Source organism: Vibrio sp. 11986-1-5 (assembly GCF_963878025.1).
GTDB lineage: Bacteria > Pseudomonadota > Gammaproteobacteria > Enterobacterales > Vibrionaceae > Vibrio > Vibrio injensis.
Window position 1 is genome coordinate 102,283 of the sequence record NZ_CAWNVW010000052.1, and the last position, 22,990, is coordinate 125,272.

At 45.5% G+C, this 22,990-nt stretch carries 20 protein-coding genes; 17 read left to right on the forward strand and 3 right to left on the reverse strand.

What is annotated here, in order from left to right; all coding sequences use genetic code 11:
• Window positions 1-3 precede the first annotated feature (3 nt).
• The 14 genes from AACS00_RS14625 (at window position 4) to AACS00_RS14690 (ending at window position 16,489) form a co-directional block, all read left to right on the forward strand.
• Complete coding sequence (locus AACS00_RS14625; protein ID WP_072671407.1) at window positions 4-2,319, forward strand: patatin-like phospholipase family protein; 2,316 nt, start codon at window positions 4-6, stop codon at window positions 2,317-2,319.
• Between the two features lie 262 nt (window positions 2,320-2,581).
• On the forward strand, window positions 2,582-5,179 hold the full coding sequence (acnB, locus tag AACS00_RS14630) for a bifunctional aconitate hydratase 2/2-methylisocitrate dehydratase (RefSeq protein ID WP_072671406.1): 2,598 nt from the start codon (window positions 2,582-2,584) through the stop codon (window positions 5,177-5,179).
• Between the two features lie 211 nt (window positions 5,180-5,390).
• Window positions 5,391-6,017: a PepSY-associated TM helix domain-containing protein gene (locus tag AACS00_RS14635; protein WP_110167834.1), complete on the forward strand. Its 627-nt coding sequence runs from the start codon at window positions 5,391-5,393 to the stop codon at window positions 6,015-6,017.
• A 64-nt stretch (window positions 6,018-6,081) separates the two neighbouring features.
• Window positions 6,082-6,594, forward strand: a complete 513-nt coding sequence (locus tag AACS00_RS14640; protein ID WP_072671404.1) for a DUF2271 domain-containing protein — start codon at window positions 6,082-6,084, stop codon at window positions 6,592-6,594.
• 83 nt (window positions 6,595-6,677) lie between these two features.
• Window positions 6,678-7,499: a DUF4198 domain-containing protein gene (locus AACS00_RS14645; protein WP_181397600.1), complete on the forward strand. Its 822-nt coding sequence runs from the start codon at window positions 6,678-6,680 to the stop codon at window positions 7,497-7,499.
• 10 nt (window positions 7,500-7,509) lie between these two features.
• Window positions 7,510-7,812, forward strand: a complete 303-nt coding sequence (locus AACS00_RS14650) for a hypothetical protein (RefSeq protein WP_110167836.1) — start codon at window positions 7,510-7,512, stop codon at window positions 7,810-7,812.
• Entirely contained in the window at window positions 7,796-8,389 is a 594-nt protein-coding gene (locus AACS00_RS14655; protein WP_110167837.1) for a DUF6162 family protein, read from the forward strand. The genes AACS00_RS14650 and AACS00_RS14655 overlap by 17 nt, the downstream gene beginning before the upstream one ends.
• Before the next feature lie 16 nt (window positions 8,390-8,405).
• The gene (locus AACS00_RS14660; RefSeq protein ID WP_072671401.1) at window positions 8,406-9,338 is read left to right on the forward strand and encodes a metal ABC transporter solute-binding protein, Zn/Mn family; all 933 of its coding nucleotides are present in this window, start codon (window positions 8,406-8,408) and stop codon (window positions 9,336-9,338) included.
• The gene (locus AACS00_RS14665; protein ID WP_110167885.1) at window positions 9,338-10,105 is read left to right on the forward strand and encodes a metal ABC transporter ATP-binding protein; all 768 of its coding nucleotides are present in this window, start codon (window positions 9,338-9,340) and stop codon (window positions 10,103-10,105) included. The genes AACS00_RS14660 and AACS00_RS14665 overlap by 1 nt, the downstream gene beginning before the upstream one ends.
• Window positions 10,105-10,983 carry a metal ABC transporter permease gene (locus AACS00_RS14670; protein WP_072671400.1) on the forward strand — a complete coding sequence of 293 codons (879 nt, stop codon included), beginning with the start codon at window positions 10,105-10,107 and terminating at the stop codon, window positions 10,981-10,983. Before AACS00_RS14665 ends, AACS00_RS14670 begins: the two co-directional genes overlap by 1 nt.
• The gene (locus AACS00_RS14675) at window positions 10,976-11,881 is read left to right on the forward strand and encodes a metal ABC transporter solute-binding protein, Zn/Mn family (protein ID WP_258306873.1); all 906 of its coding nucleotides are present in this window, start codon (window positions 10,976-10,978) and stop codon (window positions 11,879-11,881) included. The genes AACS00_RS14670 and AACS00_RS14675 overlap by 8 nt, the downstream gene beginning before the upstream one ends.
• Window positions 11,882-11,969: 88 nt before the next feature.
• The gene (locus AACS00_RS14680; RefSeq protein WP_072671398.1) at window positions 11,970-12,653 is read left to right on the forward strand and encodes a response regulator transcription factor; all 684 of its coding nucleotides are present in this window, start codon (window positions 11,970-11,972) and stop codon (window positions 12,651-12,653) included.
• A gap of 49 nt (window positions 12,654-12,702) precedes the next feature.
• Entirely contained in the window at window positions 12,703-14,007 is a 1,305-nt protein-coding gene (locus AACS00_RS14685) for a HAMP domain-containing sensor histidine kinase (protein WP_258306874.1), read from the forward strand.
• A gap of 286 nt (window positions 14,008-14,293) precedes the next feature.
• On the forward strand, window positions 14,294-16,489 hold the full coding sequence (locus AACS00_RS14690) for a TonB-dependent receptor domain-containing protein (RefSeq protein ID WP_110167840.1): 2,196 nt from the start codon (window positions 14,294-14,296) through the stop codon (window positions 16,487-16,489).
• A gap of 75 nt (window positions 16,490-16,564) precedes the next feature.
• Here AACS00_RS14690 and AACS00_RS14695 read toward each other — a convergent pair whose 3' ends face one another.
• Window positions 16,565-17,731, reverse strand: a complete 1,167-nt coding sequence (locus tag AACS00_RS14695) for a glycerate kinase (protein WP_110167841.1) — start codon at window positions 17,729-17,731, stop codon at window positions 16,565-16,567.
• Window positions 17,732-17,871: 140 nt separating this feature from the next.
• Here AACS00_RS14695 and AACS00_RS14700 point away from each other — a divergent pair, with 140 nt between their 5' ends.
• The 3 genes from AACS00_RS14700 to AACS00_RS14710 all read left to right on the forward strand — a co-directional run bounded on the left by AACS00_RS14700 (window position 17,872) and on the right by AACS00_RS14710 (window position 20,060).
• Window positions 17,872-18,258, forward strand: coding sequence for a YacL family protein (locus AACS00_RS14700; RefSeq protein WP_110167842.1), 387 nt, complete (start codon window positions 17,872-17,874; stop codon window positions 18,256-18,258).
• Between the two features lie 207 nt (window positions 18,259-18,465).
• Window positions 18,466-18,804: a P-II family nitrogen regulator gene (glnK, locus tag AACS00_RS14705; protein ID WP_004394213.1), complete on the forward strand. Its 339-nt coding sequence runs from the start codon at window positions 18,466-18,468 to the stop codon at window positions 18,802-18,804.
• A 26-nt stretch (window positions 18,805-18,830) separates the two neighbouring features.
• Window positions 18,831-20,060, forward strand: a complete 1,230-nt coding sequence (locus AACS00_RS14710; protein ID WP_110167843.1) for an ammonium transporter — start codon at window positions 18,831-18,833, stop codon at window positions 20,058-20,060.
• A gap of 50 nt (window positions 20,061-20,110) precedes the next feature.
• Here the strand turns inward: AACS00_RS14710 and AACS00_RS14715 are convergent, their stop codons facing one another.
• Both AACS00_RS14715 and AACS00_RS14720 read right to left on the reverse strand, forming a co-directional pair.
• Entirely contained in the window at window positions 20,111-21,202 is a 1,092-nt protein-coding gene (locus AACS00_RS14715) for an ABC transporter ATP-binding protein (RefSeq protein ID WP_110167844.1), read from the reverse strand.
• Window positions 21,199-22,803, reverse strand: coding sequence for an ABC transporter permease (locus tag AACS00_RS14720; protein WP_110167845.1), 1,605 nt, complete (start codon window positions 22,801-22,803; stop codon window positions 21,199-21,201). Before AACS00_RS14720 ends, AACS00_RS14715 begins: the two co-directional genes overlap by 4 nt.
• Window positions 22,804-22,990 lie beyond the last annotated feature (187 nt).

A 22,990-nucleotide genomic window follows, 5' to 3' on the forward strand; every position in this document is an offset into this window, starting at 1 on the left:
AGGATGAGAGGACAAGGCGTGAAGCGTTTACAGCTTGGTATTATCGGTATCTTTGCCACCGTGTTTGCTTGGTTTGTGTCAGCCGAAAGTACGGTTGTTACTGGTGATGATATTAACCATCCTCGTCCGATCATCGCTCTTGTTTTAGCGGGTGGCGGTGCGAAAGGCGCGGCCCATATGGGAGTGCTTAAGGCACTCGAAGAGATGAAAATACCGGTTGATATTGTTCTTGGTACCAGTATGGGCGCCTATGTTGCCGGTCTTTACGCCACCGGAATGGACGCCGAAGAAATAGAAGGTGTCATTTATAGCGTTAACTGGCAATCGGGCTATCGAGATCGGGTCAGCCGTAGTCAGCGTCGAGTGCGTGATAAAGAGTACGAAGACCGTTATCAATTAACCACTGATTTAGGGTTTGGTTGGGATGGTATTCGTGCACCGCGTGGCGTGGTTCAAGGGCAAAGTATGCTGCGTATTTTGCGTGAAACCTCAGGAAATATTGCTAAATTAGATTCATTTGATGATTTGGTGATTCCGTATCGTGCGGTAGCGACGGATATTATCGAAATGAAGCCTGTGGTATTAGATAAAGGCTACTTAGTCGATGCGATGATGGCCAGTATGTCAGTACCTGGCGCCTTGCCACCTTATGATATTGACGGCCGTTGGTTAGTCGATGGGGGGGTAACCAATAATATGCCGGTCGACATTGCCAAGCAAATGGGGGCTGATGTAGTGATTGCGGTCGATATAAGCTCCGATTATAAACAGCAAGACTCATTCAGCAGCTTTTTAAGTGCCGCCAATCAGTTGTCCAATTACCTTGTACGCCGCACAACAGAGCGTCAAGCTTCTCAACTCAGTGAACAGGATATTTTACTAAGGCCAAACGTTGGGCTGATGGAAACCACCGATTTTTATAAAATGCCCGATGCTTTTATTGAAGGCTATCAGACCGCACTAGAGCATCAGCAACAATTGCAAGTGCTTGCTTTAAGTAGTGCTCAATATCAAAACTATGTTGATGGTAAAGCAGAGCGTCGTCGAAAGCTGCACTATGGCGATCAGCTAACGGTCGATAACATCGCGATTCGTAACCACTCTCATTACAGTGACTTATTGTTAAAAAATAGGCTGAACTTAGCGCAAGATACAACATTAAGTACCGAAGAAATTGAAGCAAGCGTTGATCGGCTCTATGCCTTAGACCGATTTAAACTGGTCCGCTATCAATATGAACAGGTTGAAGAAAAAAATCATTTACTGATTGATGTTTACGAAAAAGGTTGGGGGCCTAATTACTTAAATTTCCGCTTTTTTTTAGAGGATGATTTTAGCACCACCAGTCAATACTCGTTAGGTGCGTCTTTGAATTTTACCGATCTGGGTTCTCATGGCGCTGAGTTAGCACTGAATATGGATTTAGGGACAGATAAACAATTAGAAGCCGAATTCTATTCACCGCTGTTCTCCAGTCAAAAGACCTTTGCTTCGTTTACTGCGCGTTATCGAGATGATAATCGCCAAGCTCCTCTCGATGATCTGTTTGAAAATACCGGATTGTCCGCGACGCGCAACTATGTTCCGATTTCTTATCGAACGTTAATGGGGGAAGCCGCGCTTGGCTATCAACAAACCTTGTGGCGTCAATTAAGAGTAGGCGCGCGTTATGTTGATGGACAAGTTCAGCCATCGACGGCGCCAGATTATGGCAATGGCAAGTTTACTCGCCAAGGTGTATTTGTTAATTATCGTATTGATTCATTAGATAATTTTAGTTTGCCTCGTGAAGGAAATTACATCGATCTTGAATATTTTATTTCGCATGATGATGTGAATGATCTGGTCGACCAAAGCAATAATAGTTCTGATACGGTATACGATATTTCAGCTAAATTGATGTCAGCGAAAAGTATCGGTCGGCACACCGTGGTTGCCAATTTAGATTATGGAGAAGTGCGGAGTAAAAATTCAATTACTCCCGTTGAACCTAAAACCATTGGTGGTTTTTTGAACTTATCGGGTATTCCGCGCAAAAGTTTGCTGGGACAGAATAAAATATTCACCAGTTTAGTCTATCGTTATCGTTGGTTTGATAATGATTTTGGCTTATTTAACGCGCCATTTTATTTAGGAGCATCAATTGAGTATGGGGGCGTGTGGTCGGATCCTGATTTAAAAATTGATACCGCACCTAAATATGTCGCGGGGTCAGTTTTTGCGGGTATTGATTCGCCGATTGGTCCCGTGATGTTTGGTTATGGACGAACCGAGCAAAATTACGATTCATTTTATCTCATTATTGGCACGACATTTTAATGCGGCCCAGCGGTAAGTTGTTATGATGCACGTTGATCTGATCTAGTGAGTAACTTTCATCTTAACTTGCTATGTTGGTCAACATGATGAGATTTTAATTTATCGTTAATTTTGCTATTCTATTGTCCACAGTTTGGCCTCTAGGGCACGGTTTCTCAATCATACTTGAATGAAAACATGAGCAATGGAGAGCCAAGTTTCCAAGGATGTTCACTCACCTTTTAATAATAACTGGGGTGAACCGCAATGAGAGGAAAAAGTCGTGCTTGAAGCCTACCGTAAACACGTCGCAGAGCGTGCCGCTGAAGGAGTTGTACCCAAACCTTTAGACGCTGAGCAAGTTTCTGGACTTGTTGAGTTATTAAAAAATCCCCCCCAAGGTGAAGATGCCTTCATCCTGGATTTACTTGAAAATCGAATTCCTCCTGGTGTTGATGAAGCGGCTTACGTTAAAGCTGGTTTCTTAACCGCGATCACTAAAGGTGAGGTTTCGTCTCCTCTCGTTAGCCGTGAAAAAGCAGCGCAACTGCTTGGCACCATGCAGGGTGGTTATAATATTGAACCACTGGTGTCTTTATTAGACGATAACGCACTTGCTCCGATAGCCGTTAAGGCGCTTTCACATACCTTATTGATGTTTGATGCTTTCTATGATGTGGAAGAAAAAGCACAAAAAGGCAATACCTTTGCTCAGCAAGTCATGCAATCTTGGGCGGAGGCCGATTGGTTTTTATCCAAGCCAGCCTTAGCTGAAAAAATCACGTTAACCGTCTTTAAAGTCACCGGTGAAACCAATACCGATGATCTATCTCCCGCGCCAGATGCGTGGTCTCGTCCGGATATCCCGGTTCATGCTTTAGCGATGCTGAAAAATGAGCGCGAAGGTATTCAGCCAGACAAACCGGGTAGTATCGGGCCGATAAGCCAAATTGAAGCACTGAAAGAGAAAGGCCACCAGTTGGTTTACGTTGGTGATGTGGTTGGAACGGGATCTTCTCGTAAATCAGCGACCAACTCAGTGTTGTGGTTCATGGGCGATGATATTCCTTTTGTGCCCAATAAACGCGCTGGTGGTTATGTACTTGGTGGTAAAATTGCGCCTATTTTCTTTAATACCATGGAAGATGCGGGCGCTTTACCAATCGAAGTGGATGTCTCCAAACTGCATATGGGTGACGTGATTGACGTTTATCCATATGAAGGCAAAGTCTGCAATCACCAAACGGGTGAAGTACTCGCTACCTTTAAACTAAAAACGGACGTTTTGATAGATGAAGTACGTGCTGGTGGTCGTATTCCATTGATTATCGGCCGAGGATTAACCGATAAAGCGCGTGAGTCTCTAGGTTTGGAGCCGTCAACGGTATTCCGCCGTCCTGTGCCTGTGGCTGAAAGTAACAAAGGCTTCACTTTGGCACAGAAAATGGTTGGTAAGGCGTGTGGCGTAAAAGGGATTAGACCTGGAACGTATTGTGAGCCTCGCATGACCACGGTTGGCTCACAAGATACTACTGGGCCGATGACTCGTGATGAGTTGAAAGATTTGGCTTGTTTGGGTTTTTCTGCCGATTTGGTGATGCAATCTTTCTGTCACACTTCCGCTTACCCGAAACCAGTGGATGTTAATACGCACCATACCCTGCCTGATTTTATTATGAATCGTGGCGGCGTTTCACTGCGTCCAGGAGATGGTGTTATTCACTCTTGGTTAAACCGTATGCTGCTACCTGACACTGTGGGAACGGGGGGAGACTCTCATACTCGCTTCCCATTGGGTATTTCTTTCCCTGCTGGCTCAGGTTTAGTGGCGTTTGCGGCGGCAACAGGAGTGATGCCACTGGATATGCCAGAATCGATTTTGGTCCGTTTTAAAGGTGAAATGCAACCTGGTATCACATTACGCGATCTGGTTCATGCGATTCCTTATTTTGGTATCAAGCAAGGCTTACTCACGGTAGAGAAAGCGGGCAAGATCAACGAGTTTTCCGGCCGTGTGTTAGAAATTGAAGGGGTTGAGCACTTAACGGTTGAGCAGGCCTTCGAACTGTCTGATGCGTCTGCTGAGCGCTCTGCAGCTGGTTGTACGGTTAAGCTATCACAAGCTTCAATTGCCGAGTATCTAAACTCGAATATCACCATGCTTAAGTGGATGATTGCTGAAGGATATGGCGATCGCCGGACGATTGAGCGCCGGATTAAAGCGATGGAAGAGTGGTTAGCGAATCCAGAGCTGATGGAGGCGGATAGCGATGCAGAATATGCTCATGTGATAGAGATTGATTTAGCCGATATCAAAGAGCCGATTCTATGTGCGCCTAACGATCCTGATGATGCTCGTTTGTTGTCTGATTGTGCGGGAACCCCAATTGACGAAGTCTTCATTGGTTCTTGTATGACTAATATCGGCCATTTCCGAGCGGCGGGTAAATTGCTGGAGAAATACAACGGCCAACTGGATACTCGTTTGTGGGTCGCGCCTCCGACTAAAATGGACCGCGATCAGCTCACCGCTGAAGGCTATTATGGTATTTTTGGTCGCGCTGGCGTGCGAATTGAAACACCGGGATGTTCATTGTGTATGGGTAATCAAGCGCGAGTCGCTGATAAATCGACGGTGATGTCCACTTCAACTCGTAACTTCCCGAACCGTTTAGGTACTGGCGCTAATGTTTATTTGGCTTCCGCGGAGTTATCTGCGGTAGGGGCCATATTAGGTCGTATTCCGACCATGACCGAGTATTTGGATTACGCGAAACAGATTGATGCAACGGCAGCGGATACTTATCGCTATTTGAACTTCCACTTAATGCCTCATTACACTAAAAAGGCAGATACGGTGATTATTCAGCAAGCAGTATGATGTAACGTGTCTTAAGTTAATATGATCAATCAAGAGCCACCATTGCGGTGGCTCTTTTTTTATCGCCCTTTAGGCCAAACTTAACGGTTGGTATGCTGCTGGCCAGTTTCCCTTCTATCAATGACTTGATATGTAAATATTGTAAATTGAATAAAAATGAGACTGCTTATCATGTAGCTTTCTGGAAGTTTTATTCTTTAATAGATCAGTCATGTTTTATAAGCACCGTACTTTTCAGCTTTGGGCTCGCCGTTTACACATTTATGTCTCTATGGCGGTATTAGGGCTAATGCTGTTTTTTGCTGTCACGGGGATAACCCTTAATCGGCCGGATCTATTTGTAGCCAGTCAGGCGAAGACAACCGAATGGCGAGTCACTGTTCCGCAACATTTATTATTCGCTGAAGGTAAGGTTGCCATTAATGAACCCGAATTACGCCAATATCTTTCCCAGCATACGCCGATTCGTGGCCATATGTCGCGACTCGATATCTATCTAGATTCAGACAATGGTGTCTTACAAGAAGGTGAGGCGAGTGCAAGCTTTACCGCTCCCGGCTACAGCGCTGCGCTGTTTATCGATTTAGTTTCTAGAGAGGCGGAGCTTGATATCAGTGATTATGGTTGGGTAGCTAAATTCAATGATTTACATAAAGGACGTCACAGTGGTGAGTGGTGGAAGTGGGTGATTGATGTCTCTTCACTATTGATGTTGGTGTTTATTTTATCAGGCCTTGCCCTATTACTACCGAAGAAAAGCACACTGCGTTATGCCATACGTTGGTGCAGCTTTGGCACTTTGATCACGTTTGTTATTTATTGGCTGGCAGTGCCGTAAAGCTTGTCTATGCGCCCAGCTATTTTAGGTTGGTTATGATTACTATTTTTGTGGACGACAGAGCATGAAAAAACAGCGAGGGCGTATTTACGCTTGGTTATTAGGGTTTAGTGTACTGAGTGCAAATGTCTTGGCTGCGCCTTTGGGTAAGCTGGATATTGAGTTTGAACTACCAAAACTGGACGTTGGAATGTACGCCAGACCTTATGTCGCGATTTGGATAGAAGACGCTCAAGGTCAGCCTGTACGCACTGTTGCTTTATGGCAAAAAGAAGACACTTGGTTAAAGGATATTCGTCGTTGGTGGCGACAAGTCGGTCGTTACGATCGGGCATTAATTGATGCGGTAACATCTGCGACTCGTCCAGCAGGACAATACCGTTTGCAATGGGACGGCTTAGATGATCAAGGTCAGCCATTAGTGCAAGGAGAATACTTGTTTTATGCCGAAGTGGTTCGTGAGCATGGTGGTCGAGACGTGGTGCGACAAGCAATGACGCTGCAGGCTCAGCCTAAGCAGTATCAACTTGAGGCCACTTATGAGACTGGCGTGATCCGGCTACGTTATCAGCCTTAATGATAGCCATTTAACCCCCAAGGATAGTCGTTAATAGTATGACGGCTCTTCAACTAAGATCACTACATAGGAATGAATAAATGATGTTGTATCGCGTATTTTCTACGGCTTTATTAGCGGTAGCGGCCTTAGCGTCAGCGGCTTCGGTCGCCCATCCTCGTTGGGTATTACCGAGCGAGTTTACGGTCTCTTCACAGGACGGCGAATGGATCACTACCGATGCCAGCGCGTCACACGGTACTTTTGTTTTCGATAAGCCGCTAGGATTAGATTCTGGAGTGGTGATCACGCCAAGTGGTCAGCGCGAGCGCTTTGCGTTTGTGGCTAAGCATAAGCGTAAGTCGAGCTTCGATTTCTTTTTCTCAGAGCCAGGTACTCATAAAATCAGTCTTACAGGGCAGCCATTTTATATGACCACCTACACCATTGGTGCTCGTCAAACGCCACGACGTATTGCTGCTAATGCCGCAGAGCGTGATGCGGTGTTGCCTGAAGGAGCACAGAATGTGCAAAGTGTTTTAGTCTTTAACCGAACCGAAGCTTACGTGACGGTGAATCAACCATCTAGACAAGTTTTTGAATTAGAAAAGAAATTCTTAGAGTTGGTTCCTGTTACTCATCCAGCAGACATTATTGAAGGCGAAACGGCCGTTTTGCAGTTTTTCTTTAATGGACAACCCCAAGCAGGTGTTGAAGCGGAAATTCGTCAAGATGGTACTTTATACCGCAATCAGCAAGAAGCGGTGATTTTGACCAGTGACAAGGACGGTAAAATTCAATTCACGCCACATCAAGCGGGTCGTTATTTATTAATTGCCGGTTTTAGCGGTCCTTTGGATGACAATCCACTTGCTGAACAAGCTCGTTCTTCCATCCATTTAACTTTTGAAGCGGTTTTAAAATAAGAGGTATGCAATGAAGTGGCAACAGTGGCTTGTGCTAACGAGTGGTTTATTGACTGGGTTGAGTTGGGCTCATTTTCCAGTCATGGAGTGCCAAAAACAGGCTGATCACATCTTGTGCCAAGCGGGATACAGCGACAGTAGCCCAGCCATCAATGAAACGGTACGTATGTTTGATTATGACGATGTACTGATTAACATTGGGAAAACCGATCAACGTTCTGAAGTGACGTTTACTATCCCAAACGGTGACTATTACATTGTGTTTGATCCCGGCCATGAAGCGCCTGTTGAGATTGATGGCGTTGAACTTTAATTCTCACTCATCAACACCGTCGACGGTGCGCGTTCAGGTCAAGGCGGATAAGGGCAGTCAAGAGACATGGTGGGTACTAGGCAGCATGCTGTTGATCCTACTGGTTTCGGCACTGTTGTTACGCGGTATGCGGGTGGATGTGACGTCTCAGACCTCGCCGCTCTCTTTTGAGCTGCGCGCTACGGATCTCAATGAAAAGCAAAAAAGTTTGTTGATTGAACTAAGCCTTGCTGAACAAGAGTTGCGTTTTTTTCATCATCTAGAGCGTCAATGGCCTACGGTGCAATGGTTAGCAGAAGAGGGCATTGCGCCTTTTGTTCGTGACAGTAGTTGGCATTATTTCGGTGAACATCAATGGCAACTGGTCGCTCAAGGTTATTTGGGATTGGCGCAGGACCCTAGTCAAGTTGGGCATGTATTGATCTGGTATCCAGAAGGCCTTGATGCCGACGCACAAGTCTGGTTTTTTACTCAGCCGATTGTGGGAGAGTTATCAGACTGGTTAGCACTTACTGATTCATCATGGATTCAAGCTGGGTGGAAGCGTTGGCCGCTGTCTGCTTCACTATCGCATTAATAAGAGAAAAATTGTTATGTTATCAAGCCAGATTAGAGCCATCTTTCATAGAACGCTGTTAACGATCTCCTTACTGTTGGCCAGTCACGCGGTTGCGGCAGCTGATAAACTGACCATCGGCATTACGCTACATCCTTACTACAGTTATGTTGCCACGATTGTGCAAGATAGAGCGACCATTTTGCCACTGGTTGATGCGGGTTTTAATCCACACAATTATCAACCGCAACCGGGAGATTTATTGCGTTTACAGCAGATGGATGTCTTGGTGGTCAATGGCATTGGTCATGATGACTATGCGATGAAAGTGCTTGCTGCCGCTCAGCGTTCGGATCTACAGGTTATTTATGCTAATCAACAGGTGCCCTTACTAGCCGCAATGGGCGCGAGTGTTGGCGATGGTGCTAAAAATCCACATACTTTTGTGGGTATCGCGACTTCGATTCAAAAGGTCTATACCATTGCTCAGGCTTTGGCTCAGCTTGACCCGGATAATGGTGAATTTTATCTCGCCAATGCGCGGCAATTTGCTCGCCAAATGCGTCAAATGAAGCAAGCGGCTATGCAACAATTAATCGATGCTAATGTACAAGCGTTAAAAGTGGCAACCACTCATAACGCCTACAACTATTTACTGCAAGAATTTGGGATTGAAGTCAGCGCAGTGATTGAGCCTGCTCATGGTGTAGAGCCGAGTGCCAGCCAGCTACAAGATACAATCAATAAAATTCGTCATTCAGGAATTAATGTACTGTTTTACGAATTAGAGATGCCGAATCGCTTTGTCGATACCATTGAGCGCGAAACCGGCGTTAAGTTATATCGATTTTCACACATGACTCATGGTCCTTTTACGGCCGATAAAGTGATGAAAGAGATGCAAGACAACACACAGACGTTAGTGCAAGCCATTCATTATGCCAATCAGATGAGCGAGCAAGCCCAATGATGCAGGGGCCTGCTATTCATCTAAACCAATTGAGTTTGGCTTACGCTCATCAACCGGTATTAACCCCGTTTGATCATACTTTTGCCGCTGGTCAGTGCCATATTATTATGGGGCCAAATGGCGGAGGGAAAACCTCTTTACTGCGTTCGATTATGGGCTTAACCCCTTTTCAGGGCCGTGTCACTCTTGAGTGGCCGCTGGGCGCTAAGCAACAAATGGGTTATGTACCTCAAAAAGCCTTATTTGAATCAAGTTTACCGATCTGTGTGATGGATTTTATGCTGCTCAATGTCAGTCGGTTACCGCTGTTTTTACAAGCGCTGTCTCCTTATAAGCGAACGAATCGCGAGCTGGTTTTGAATAGCCTACAGCGGGTTGGTATGGCGAGTCGTGCCCATTTACGTCTTGGCCAATTATCAGGCGGTGAATTGCAACGGGTGATGTTTGCTCAGGCGCTACTCGATAAACCACAACTCTTAATTTTAGATGAGCCGACAACCGGTATGGATGAGCAAGGCGTACAGTATTTAGAGCAGCTGATAGCGGATTTAGTGGCTGAAGGTGTGACGGTATTAGCGGTACATCATGATATTGGCGCGGTTCGGCGTATCTTACAGACCACGCCTGGCCAAGTCCATGTCATCAATCGTCAATTGGTGGCCTCGGGACCGGTCGAACAAGTCTTACACCCCGATAATATTGAGCGGCTTTTTGAGCACTACAGTCAGCATGGACATTTGGCTTCCAAACAAGAGCGAGCAGCTTAATGGAGACATTACAACAATGGCTGATCACCGGTGTTGAACGTGGTTGGTTAGCGGAAAGCTTTGCCTACGCCTTTATGCTCAATGCGTTGATTGCTGCGGTAATTTTAGGTCCTTTGCTCGGAGGGTTGGGAACTTTAGTGATAGCGAAACGCTTGGCATTTTTCTCCGAAGCGGTCGGCCATGCAGCGATTACCGGGATTGCTATCGGTATTTTATTGGGTGAAAGTCCTGAATCGCCAATGATTGGCTTGTTCAGCTTCTGCTTGATTTTTGCCTTACTGCTGCATTATGTGCGCAATCGTACCCAAGTACCTTACGATACTTTAGTGGGCGTATTTCTCTCCGCTGCATTAGCGTTAGGTGCGGCGTTACTGATGTACGTAGCGCGAAAAATCAATATTCATCTATTAGAAAACGTGTTGTTTGGGTCGATTTTAACCGTCACTCGGCAAGATATTGTTTTACTGGTTTTGGTGTGTAGCTTGATCATGTTAGTACTGCTGCTCAGTTATAACCGTATCTTACTGGCTTGTTTAAGCCCTGATATCGCGAAAGTACGCGGCTATCTGGTCAACGGTTATGACTACCTGTTTGTCATCATGATAACTCTAGTAACGATAGTTTCGGTCAAAGTCATTGGCGCAATTTTAGTTGGTGCATTGCTGTTGATTCCCGGGGCGACGGCGCGTCTATTAACTCGTAATAATGCCAGCTTTGTCATGTTATCTGCTTGCTTAGCAACCTTAGCTTGCATTGGCGGAACCATTTTACCGGTTGTTTATCAATGGCCTTTACCTTCTGGGGCGGCGATTATTTTACTCTCAACCCTGTTTTTCATCAGCGCCACTTTATGGCGAGTATTAAGACCGAATGGATAATATTATGTACCATCACTGCCGAACCATCATCAGCCAATTGTGGTTGCTATTGTGTAGTTCATTGCTGCTGGTGTCTCTATCAGTACAAGCTCAAGACCGTGTATTAACCTCTTTGCCGGTTACCTATTGGTTAACCAAGCAGCTTGTTACTCAGACGCCAATAGAGGTTGTCTATCTGCCATCCCCCCGCTTTAGCTTACAGCGTCATCAAAGCTGGTTTGATAGTGAGCAGCAAAAGGTCGCCAAGTACGCTAGAGAAGCGACAGCCGTCGTGACTATCCGCTCTATTTGGCCGCAAGACCCGATTTATCCTCAGGTACGTCAATACAATATTCATCTGGTTCCTATTGATGCCGCGCAGGCCTTGACGCCAAGAGCGCCGGCAGTTTCATCATTACGAGATGGACAAGGACAGATCTCGCCGTATGTGTGGCTCAATCCGCTGAATTTAACCACCATGCTGAATAATATTAGCCTCGATTTACAGCAAATTTTCAGCTCACAACAAGCTACTATTCAGACCAATCAGCAGCGCGTGGCGCGTGAACTACAGCAGCAACTTTTTGCCAATCAAGCTCGATTGTTTAATCATGAAGTCGAAAGTGTGGTGTTGTTGGATGAAGCGCTGCTCGATTTTTCCGCAGGGTATAGTTTATCGATCCAAGGGCAGCAATTTAAGCCAGAGCTGGAGTGGGATACGCAAGATCAACAACAGTTAAAACAATGGTTGCAAACGTCATCCGATGTTTGGTTATTGATGACTCGTCCGCCAAGCCCAGCGTTAAAAGCCTTATTGGGCGAATTTTCGCGCTACCTTGTGATCGATCCGTTAAGCCGTTTTGGTCAAGGGTTTAATCACCAACACCCCTGGCAGCGTTGGCAAATTGATCTAGATTAACCCGTATAAGGGCTATCGGCTGTTTTGCTTGTATTTGAGTTAATAATAAATAGAATAATAACAATTCCTATTTGTTATTATTAAGCTCATGCCGACCATTTTAATTGCTGATGATGATCCGATGATGTGCCAACTGCTCGAATCCGTGTTAGTCAATGAAGGCTATCAAGTCATCTGTGCTCATGACGGCGAGCAAGCGTTAACTCAGCTCGCCAATCATCCCTTTGATCTCGTGTTACTCGATGTGATGATGCCTAAACTCAATGGGTTGCAGGCGGCAAGACGTATCTGTCAGCGTTTTTCGACTCCGATTGTGATGATCAGCGCGTTTGCGGATGAAGCGGCAAAAATCGATGGTTATGAAGCCGGAGCGGATCATTATTTAACCAAGCCATTCAGTATTCCTAAACTCCTGACTCTGATCAAAGCGACGTTGCGTCGAGTCGCTCTAGAGAAACAGCGCCATACCCATCATTTTGCACTGAATTTTTCTGGACCGCTGTCGGCGCATATTGATACCTTGCGTCGGCTACCGTTTACTCAAACTGAACTGGATCTGGTTACTTATCTGGCGGCTAATCCGCAGAAAGTGATCTCTAAATCTGAGCTCCAACATCAAGTGTTAAAACGAGAGCTGTGTCCGTTTGATCGTAATTTAGATATGCATATCAGTAATATACGCCGTAAATTATCGCAAGCAGGATGGCCTAAATCCACCATTCGTACAGCTCGAGGTGTAGGATATCAGTTCGCCAGTGTTCATGCTCAATAAAAGACGGTGGTGTTTTTTTTCAGGAAAAGGCTTTTATCAACGATTAGTTGTGCGTCTTTTTGCCAGTTTAGCACTCAGTGTACTGCTGATCTTGCTCTCTTTTACCGCTGTAGAAATGGTGCTCTACGAGCGTTTCTTAACCCTACCCAATAAAATTCAACGAGAGTTACAGCAATTAAGCACCATTGCCGATCAACAGCGTCAGCTCGGTGCAGAGGCGTTAGCGCAATGGGAGATGTCTCAACCTTATTTGTTGTACGTGATAGACGGTGCTAATCATGTACTGAGTGAGCGAGATATTCATCCCCATGTGCAGATGAAAATGCGCAACGCTCGTCAGCTTAGTGAGCCTATGGGAACTCGTGTCTCAAAGCCGATGATCATTGTGCCGATGACTGAGGGCCATTCATTAATGGTTCAGTTACCATGGCAACAACATCCCGCATCACGAGCTGGGTATTATCTTTGGTCAACAAACCTGTTGCTCAGCTTATTAATTTTAACCTTAATGTCGTGGGTATTAAGCCGTCAATTACAAAGGCCATTGGCGCGTTTACAGTGTGCCAGTCGTGCAGTAGCTCAGGGACTGACAGAGACGCGAGTGTCACAGTCAATCGGCCGAAGTCCGCGAGAGTTTCAACAACTGGCGGCTGATTTCGATAACATGGCTGAGCAGATCCAAGGCTTGATTGAAGAGCAGAAAAAATTGGTTCGCACCCTATCTCATGAGTTAAAAACGCCACTGACTCGGCAAGCTTTAGCCCTGCATTTAGCCAGTCATACAGAGGTGAATGAAGAGCGCAGCCAATGGTTAGTGCGCGCAGAACAAGAAGCTCAGTTAATGGATTCAATGATTGAGAAAATCCTTGAACTCAGTCGCTTGCAAAGCTGTCATTGTAATGTGGTATTACAACCTCTGGATGTGCAGGCGTATTTAAGTCAGAAAATCGAGCAGTTTCGTCCTCATTTACAACCCACTCAGCAACTACGATTGGTGCCGAGTGGGCAAAATGAATGGATACGGGGCGATCGAGTGTTACTCGGTAGTATTTTGGATAACTTATTGACCAATGCGACTAAATACGCAGGTGAACAGTGTTGTATTACAGTGATGACGGAAAAGCAGGATCGACAAGTTAAGATCATCGTGATGGATGATGGTCCAGGGGTAGCTAATGAACAATTAGAGGCAATTTTTCGTCCTTTTTATCAAACGGTTTTATTTTCACGTCATGGCTATGGTTTAGGTTTATCTATTGTTCAGCAAGCCGTCGAAAAAATGCATGGTCATGTCAGTGCTGAAAATAACCAAGGTTTAGTTGTCACCCTGAGTTTTCCTGTCTACCTTCCTTAGGCGTCGAACAACAGTCAGCATTAACGCTTTACTCTGAGGGTCGAAAATCAGTAGTTAAGCTACCCAAAGCGATTCGGAATGAGGATGTTAAGAAAAGTTCCCTTCATTAGTGTAAAGAATGTAAAGTAAATACAATTGATAATTATTATTAGTTAGATTCCTTTCGGTGGTAATTCAAGCCCATTTATTCCCAACCAACGTGAAGCCGCAGTTATGCTGCAATCATGATGATAGCCTCCTTGGACCAAACAATGGGCATTATGCAATAAGAGAAAGGAATAGAACCATGTTGTTAACTCGTAAAACGAGCTTAGCGGTGGCGATTGCCTCGCTGTGTCATTTGCCTGTGTTGGCCCAAGTGGAAAGTAAAGCGGATGAAGTAATGGTCGTCACCGCTTCTGGTTTTGAAAAGAAATTGACTCATGCTCCCGCTACGATCAGTGTGATCTCCCGTGCTGATCTGGAAATGAAGCGTTTTGCTAATCTTGCTGAAGCGCTACAAGATCAAGAAGGGATTGATGTTTTTGGTAATACTGGAAAAACCGGTGGCTTGAACATCAGTATCCGTGGTATGCCATCTGAATATACGCTGATTTTGATTGATGGTCGCAGACAAAATGTCGCGGGAAATATCACGCCAAATGGCTTTGGTGAGATGTCGGGAGGCGTCATGCCACCAGTTAATGCCATTGAACGAATTGAAATTGTTCGTGGCCCGATGTCAACGCTCTATGGCTCAGATGCGATGGGCGGGGTTATCAATATTATTACCCGTAAAGTGACCGACACTTGGAATACATCGATCACGCAAGATTATACTTGGCAGCAAGAGCGTGAATTTGGTGATACTCATAAAACCAGTTTACATACCAGTGGTCCGCTGATCGCGGATACACTAGGTCTAGCCGTTCGCGGTAGTTTTTATAAACGTAATGAATCTAATCTTACTGCGCAGGGGGCGGATGGTCGCGAACTAGACGCTCGTGGGCAAAGCAAAGTCGATAATGAAAACTATACCTTTGGTACTCGCTTTGATTACATTGCGATAGAGGATCATAACTTATGGTTCGATATGGACCTATCTCGTCAGAATTACGATAACGGTACCCCAGACAATCGTAAACTAAGCAACAATGATACCGCAACCAATTGGCGCGGTTATGCTGACGAGTTACGCTATGAAAACCGTCAGTTTGCACTCGGTCATACTTCGCAAGTGGATTTAGGGGTATGGGAATCGAGCGTGATGTATAACGTTTCCGAGACCATTGGTCGCACCATTCCGGGAAATCCAAATCGTCCGAGTGGTATCCCTGGTAAGAATGTCAAAGATAAGCGTGAATTAGAAACCACCAATATTGTCTTTGATACCAAACTTAATACAACCATCGGTGATGATCATTACCTGACAGTGGGAGCACAGTACTGGAATGCTTCTATGACTGACGGTATGGTCAGTGAAGATTTTGAGCAAAAAACGTGGTCACTGTTTGCCGAAGATGAATGGTTAATCACAGATGCTTTAAGCCTGACTTTAGGTGGACGTTACGATCATCATGATGCTTTTGGTAGCCACTTCAGTCCTCGTGCCTATGCAGTGTACAGTCTGAGCCCGACAATGACAGTCAAAGGTGGTGTGAGTACCGGTTATAAAGCGCCACAAGTTAATGAGTTGCACAGTGGCATTAATGGGATTACCGGGCAAGGGACACAAATTACCATCGGTTCTCCGGATCTAAAACCAGAGACCACTCGTACTACCGAGCTTGGTTTTTACTACAATGGTGAGCAAGGCATTACGACCAATATCACACTATTCCATAACCAGTTTGATGATAAGATCTCAACGGGTACACCATTGTACAACTGTTTCTCATCGACCAATCCGAACCGTCCTGGCTGCGTGAGTTATGGTGATAACTGGACTCAAGATACCTTTAGCCAACAAACTAACGTTGATGAAGCTTACAGTCGTGGTGTGGAATTTGCCTTTGCGATGCCATTACTCGACACCGTGAATTTCTCGATGAACTACACCTTTACTGAAACGGAAATTAAGGAAAAAGGTAAGGTTGCTGGCGAGCTGAGTGATACACCAAAACACAAAGCCAGTGCGAAAGTGAACTGGGCTGCGACTGAGCAAGCCAATGTTTGGTTGGCGGTGAATTATCGTGGCGAGAGCCGTCGTTTTAATGGTTTAGTGGAAGATCTCTCAGCCGCTAATAAGGCGATGTACGATGCGGTAGGTGATATTAAAGCGTATACCCTGTTTGATCTGGGTGGTGCTTATCGGATCAATAAAAACTTCAGTGTTAATGCAACAATCTATAACTTATTTAACCAAGATTTTCGTAAGTTTACCGCTTATGAGTACGATGGTGATACCTACTACGCGAGTCAGTACAGTAATCTTCAACAGTCGACCAAAGGTGCGATTTTAGAAGGACGTCGTTTATGGATCTCGGCTAACTATACTTTCTAATAGTCATATTGAGTGACAAGTCGTGAATAGATAATGCCAGTGATCCTGACGGTCACTGGCATTTTTTCCTTAATATTAGCGGTTATGGTGTGTTGCTAACGGGTTGTTAGTGAGAGCTAAACCAAACACCGCGGCCACATTACGTGCAGTGAGCTCGATATTGTGCGCGGCCTCGGCAAAAGCGGTTGTTAAGTCAACGCAACCTGGTACAACACTGAACACGGCATCCATCCCATGTTGATGCACAACGCCGCAATCGGCAGACAAGCTTCCAGCAATGCCGATGACTGGCACCGAAAAACGTTTGGCGGTTCGCGCGACCCCGATGGGCGTTTTGCCATAAATAGTTTGACTATCAATACGTCCTTCTCCAGTAATCACTAAATCAGCATCTTTGACCATATCACTCAGATTAACGGCTTCCATAACAATCTCAATGCCGGGACGCAGGCTTGCACCAAGTAGGCCAATCAGCGCTGCTCCTAAACCTCCCGCCGCGCCTGCGCCGGGGATATCTTTGACATCGATTGCCAGTTGCGTTTTGATGATCTGCGCGTAATGGGCAAGGTTGGCATCAAGCTGCACAATCATCTCTGATGTCGCGCCTTTTTGTGGGCCAAATATCTGTGTTGCCCCTTGCTCACCACATAAAGGATTATCCACATCACAAGCCACTTGTAGCGTGATGTTAGCCAAGCGTGGGTCGATAGCAGAGGTATCAATACGAGCCAGCTTAGCCAGCGCTTCACCACCAAAACCTAAGTCATCCCCTTGTGCATCCAGCATTTTAAACCCTAATGCTTGCGCCATGCCTAAACCAGCGTCGTTAGTGGCGCTGCCACCAATCCCTATGATGATCTGCTCAACCCCGTGATCAAGTGCGGCTTTGATCAGTTCACCGGTGCCATAGCTGGTGGTTTTCATTGGGTTGCGCAGCTCTGGCGCGACAAGGTGTAAACCAGAAGCGGCCGCCATTTCTATCACGGCGGTTTTTCCATCGCCCATCAATCCGTAGAAGCCTTCAACTTGTTCACCTAAAGGACCTGTCACCGAGGCGGTAAAAATAGATCCTCCAGTGGCGTCAATCAGCGATTGAACCGTGCCTTCTCCACCATCAGCCATAGGTAACTTAATGTAATGCGCATCAGGGAAAACGTGTTTGCAGCCATTTTCTATTGCAGTGGCTACCTGCATCGCGGTTAAGCTTTCTTTATAAGAATCGGGAGCAATGACAATTTTCATTATTACACCTTATGGAGAGAGGCTATTCACTAGACTAAACCATTACTAGGTCAATGGAGAGCTTGTGTTTCTTTACTATCGATAATCACCGATAATAACAAGATTATATGTATCCCCAAGTAGCAATTGCAGAGAACCTGATGGACTACGAATTTAAAAAAAATACCCTTGATGGCAGCTATTACTGTTCATTTTCAATGGGTCACGAAATCATTGGCCGCTGGCTGCAAGAAGAGATCAGTCATGACCGTCAAAAAGTCGATTACGTGTTACAAGCCATTCATCAAGCCGAGCAAGCGCCGAGCCAAGAGCAAGTATTAGAAGGGCGTGAAATTAGCTTGATGATCCTAGCCGATGAAGTGACTGTGCAAGCCAATGTGTTGTCGCATGAGGATGAGTTAGACGTCGAGAGTGACTTTGATTTTTATGATTGTGAAAGCACAGCGAGCTGTGGTTTGGATGATTTTATCTTGATGATTGAGCAGTGGTGTGAATTTATTCGCTATCGGCCGACTTCGCTCGGTTAGGTCGAGGCTGACAATATGTTGCACAATATCAGTGAAACGTGAAGCGGTTGCTTCAATAGTGGGAATTAACGCACCTTTATGGTGCGTTTTGCTTATTTAAAGCATCAATTTTTAGCTTAATTTATTTTATAAACAATAAGTTAAAAAGTTGGCACGTACCTTGGATTGTATGAGTAGGACATGGATGACTGCGATTGAGAGGATACGATGAAACTGATTAACGCGATAATTAAACCTTTTAAACTTGATGATGTACGTGAGGCTTTAGCGGATGTTGGTATTGAAGGGATGACGGTAACGGAAGTTAAAGGTTTTGGACGTCAAAAAGGCCACACCGAGTTGTACCGTGGTGCTGAATACCAAGTGGATTTTTTACCCAAGGTGAAATTAGAAATTGCCACTCAAGCTGATAATGTTGATCGCGTTCTTGAAGCGATCATTAAAGCAGCGCACACCGGGAAAATCGGTGATGGCAAAATTTTTGTTTATGATTTAAGCCACGCGGTTCGCATTCGTACTGGCGAAACCGACAGTGAAGCGCTTTAACATTCAATGGATTGGAGAATATGACTATGGAATTGTCACTGACAGTAACTGAGCTGCGCTATGCACTGGATACGTTCTTTTTATTAATTTCTGGCGCATTAGTGATGTGGATGGCGGCTGGATTTGCCATGTTAGAAGCGGGTTTAGTTCGCTCTAAGAACACCACCGAAATTTTAACCAAAAACTTTGTCTTATACGCGATAGCTTGTACCACCTTTTTGATTGTTGGTTATCACATTATGTATGTGGATAATACGGAAGGTGGCTTATTTCCTTCCTTAGGTGGCTTGATTGGCAGCCAAGAAGAAGGCGCAGATTTTGCCTTACAAGCGGATTTCTTCTTCCAAGTGGTATTTGTCGCCACCGCAATGTCAGTGGTCTCTGGCGCTGTGGCTGAGCGAATGAAGCTGTGGGCATTTTTGATTTTTGCATTAGTACTGACGGCATTTATTTATCCGGTTTCAGGCTACTGGACATGGGGCGGTGGCTTTTTAGATGCCGCAGGGTACAGTGATTTTGCTGGTTCTGGGATTGTCCATATGGCCGGTGCTTCTGCGGCTTTAGCGGGTGTGCTTTTACTTGGTGCTCGTAAAGGTAAATACGGCAAAAATGGTCAAATTTTCCCAATTCCAGGTTCAAACATGCCATTAGCAACCTTAGGTACTTTTATTCTATGGTTTGGCTGGTTTGGTTTTAACGGCGGATCACAATTGATGGTGTCGGACTTTGAAAACGCAACCGCGGTAGCGCAAGTTTTCCTCAATACTAATGCGGCAGCGGCAGCGGGAGCGATTGCAGCGCTACTGGTATGCAAAACTACTTGGGGTAAAGCCGATCTGACGATGATCCTTAATGGTGCATTAGCGGGTTTGGTGGCGATCACCGCCGATCCTCTGTCACCATCGCCCCTCTATTCGGTTGCGATTGGCGCAGTGGCTGGAGTGATAGTGGTGTTTAGTATCGTTGGTTTAGATAAACTTCGCATTGATGATCCGGTCGGTGCTATTTCAGTACACGGTGTGTGTGGTTTGTTTGGTTTGCTGGTGGTGCCTTTAAGTAACCCTGAAGCGACGTTAACGGCTCAATTATTCGGTGCGGCGGTGATTTTTGCTTGGGTGTTTACGGCTAGCTTAGTGGTGTGGGCTATTCTCAAAGCGACGATTGGTATTCGAGTCTCAGAAGAAGAAGAAATGCAAGGTATGGATATTCATGACTGTGGCGTTGATGCTTACCCTGAGTTTGTGACTCTAAAATAGTGATATTAATTTGAGTTATCCCCTTACTGAGAAATCAGTAAGGGGATTTTTTATGCCAGTAAACGACAAGCATAAGCAATATGGGTGATGGCGACCGTTTGACCCACAGCAAATTCAGCGTGGCGGTTAGTGATCACCGATAAAGTGAGCTCATCGAGCTGTAGAGTATAAAAATAATCATGACCACGAAACTCACGACTGATCACCGTCGCTTGTGTCTGCCGCTCGTTTAGCTGGCTGCTCAGTTGAATATCTTCTGGACGAATGGAAAGGGTGACACTGGGTTCAGACAATCCGGGCAGCGTGATATTACCTAAGCGAGTTTGTACTTGATCGCCATCAACTTGACCCGTAATTAAATTGGTGTGACCTAAAAACTGGGCAACAAAGGCATTGATAGGCTGTTGATAGACTTGTTGTGGTGTGCCGATTTGTACTAATTGACCTTGCCGCATGACGCCAATTTTATCGGCGAAGCATAGCGCTTCGGCTTGATCATGAGTGACTAAGATGACCGTTGTTCCTGAGCGTTTAAATAATTGACGCATCTCATTACGTGTGGCTTCACGAAGCGCTGCATCAAGGTTACTAAACGGTTCATCAAGCAATACTAAGTCGGGCTCAGCGGCTAAGGTGCGAGCGAGTGCTACACGTTGCTGCTGACCGCCAGATAACTCGTTGGGATAACGATGACATAAATGGCTCAGACCCATTAGCTCTAACCAAGGGATAGCTTTTTTAGCGCGTTGGGGTTTCGGGGTTGTGCGCATGGCAAACATGATATTTTGTTCCACTGTCATATGTGGAAATAACGCATAATCTTGAAAGACAATACCGATGTTACGCTCTTGCGCTGGTAGCTTGGTCATGTCTTTGCCATGCAGAGCAATTTGCCCTGAATTCGGTTGTTCAAAGCCGGCCAACATGCGTAATGTCGTGGTTTTTCCGCAGCCACTAGGGCCTAGTAAGGCCAAAATCTCACCAGCTTGCAGTTGAAAAGAAACATCAGAGACCGCTGGTTGCTCGCCGTCGGTGAACCATTTGCTTAACTGCTGAGCTTCAATTTGGTATTGGCAATCTGGCGCTTTTTCGACTGGTAGCGTGTCTTGCATAGCGTCGATAACAAGTTGATATGAGCTCATTGGGTTCCTTTGATCTTTTCGCGATTTAAAATTAAACCGATCGATAAACTAGAAAATAAAACAATAGCCGTAGCAAAAGGCGCAGCCTCTGCCATCATCCCTTCTGATGTGCGTGAGAACACGGTTACCGCTAAAGTGTGATATCCCGTTGGAGCGAGTAAGAAGGTGATTGGTAATTCTTTCATGCAGAACAGAAACACTAAAGCGATGGACGCTAAAATGCCGCGTCTTAAGCGAGGCAGGACCACATAAAAAAAGCTAGCACTTGGACTATAACCTAAAGATTGTGCCGCTTCTTCGGTATTTTTCCGAGTTTGGATCAGTGCACTGCGAATGGGGCCCATTGCGAGGGCAAGGGTTGCCAAACTCCAAGTTAGAATCAGTAATGCTAAGGTTTGGTATAAGAAAAACGCACTATGCAGAGCAAAAAACACCATGGCTAAAGCGAGGGTTAAAGGTGGTAATGCATAACCGATATAAGCACTGCGTTCCATCATACGTGTTAGTGCGGATGGATAGCGAGTGGCTAAATAGCACAGTGGTAACGCCATCAAGGCGGCCAGTAAAGCAGCTGGTGCAGCAGCAAAGGCAGAGCGAGCAAAAGTAAAAGGGACTTGCATCAGTAAACTGACATCCGGTGGTATCACGATCATCCAATAGCTAAGCATGGCTAATGGTAAGCCGATTGAAGCTGAGAATACTAGGGTAATATAGATCCATGCGGCGGGAGTCCAAGCTCCTAAGGCTAGTAGTTTTGCATGACGTGTGACGCCACTGCCGACACTGGAGAGTCTTTTTTTCTTTAGCAATGAATATTCAATGAATAGGAAGCTACCCGCTAGGGCCAGTAACATCAGTGATAGCCAAGCGGCGTAAATGCGATCAAACGCCCCTGAATATTGGTTGAAAATGGCAAAGCTAAACGCTTCATAGCGCATTAATGCTACCGCGCCAAAATCGCCCAGCACATAAAGAGCCACCACCATATAGCCAGCCAGTAGCGCTGGTAGTAAATGCGGTAGCATCACAAAACGAAAGGTGGCTAATCGTGAATAACCAAGGCTGTAGGCGCTCTCTTCTAAGCTACTGTCTAGCCCTAACAGCGCGGCGCGTAGGTTTAAAAAAATATAAGGATAAGTATAGAGCGACAGTGCCCATACTGCGCCCCAATAGCCGGAGATATTATTGATTCGAATATCAAATAGATGAGCTAATGCACCCATATTGCCACCGATACCAAGTAGCGCGTAGGCCATCACATAGCCTGGTATGGCAAGGGGAACAATCGCTAGAATGGTTAACAGTTTCTTCCCTGCGATCGAAGTACGGGTAACTAACCACGCCATGGGCAGTGCTAAAAAGGTACAAACGGCGAGTACGCCAGAGGTAAGGGATAATGTATTGAGCAAAAGTTGCCAATTACGGGCTCGAAATACCAATTCAACGAGCTGATCATAATCAGCTTGTGATGCACGCAGAACTAAGTAAAACAGTGGGATGATCATCAATAGCGAGATAAAACCAGCACTGAGCAGTAAATAAAGCGGGGGACGTTGACCAATCGCTCGTATTGAAAAGTCTGGTTGTGATGAAACACTCATAGGAGTTACTACCTGTATTCAGCGTCCTTGGTGGAGTTTGCTAATTATTGCTATCTCTGATTGAGCGTGATGGCGCTGAGACGGAGACAGTCTGATCAAGGCCAAATCATAGGGCCAAGTTGCATACTATAGATTACGATTAAATAGCAAAGCCAATGCTTGCGCACTGGCTTTGTGGTCGAGATAT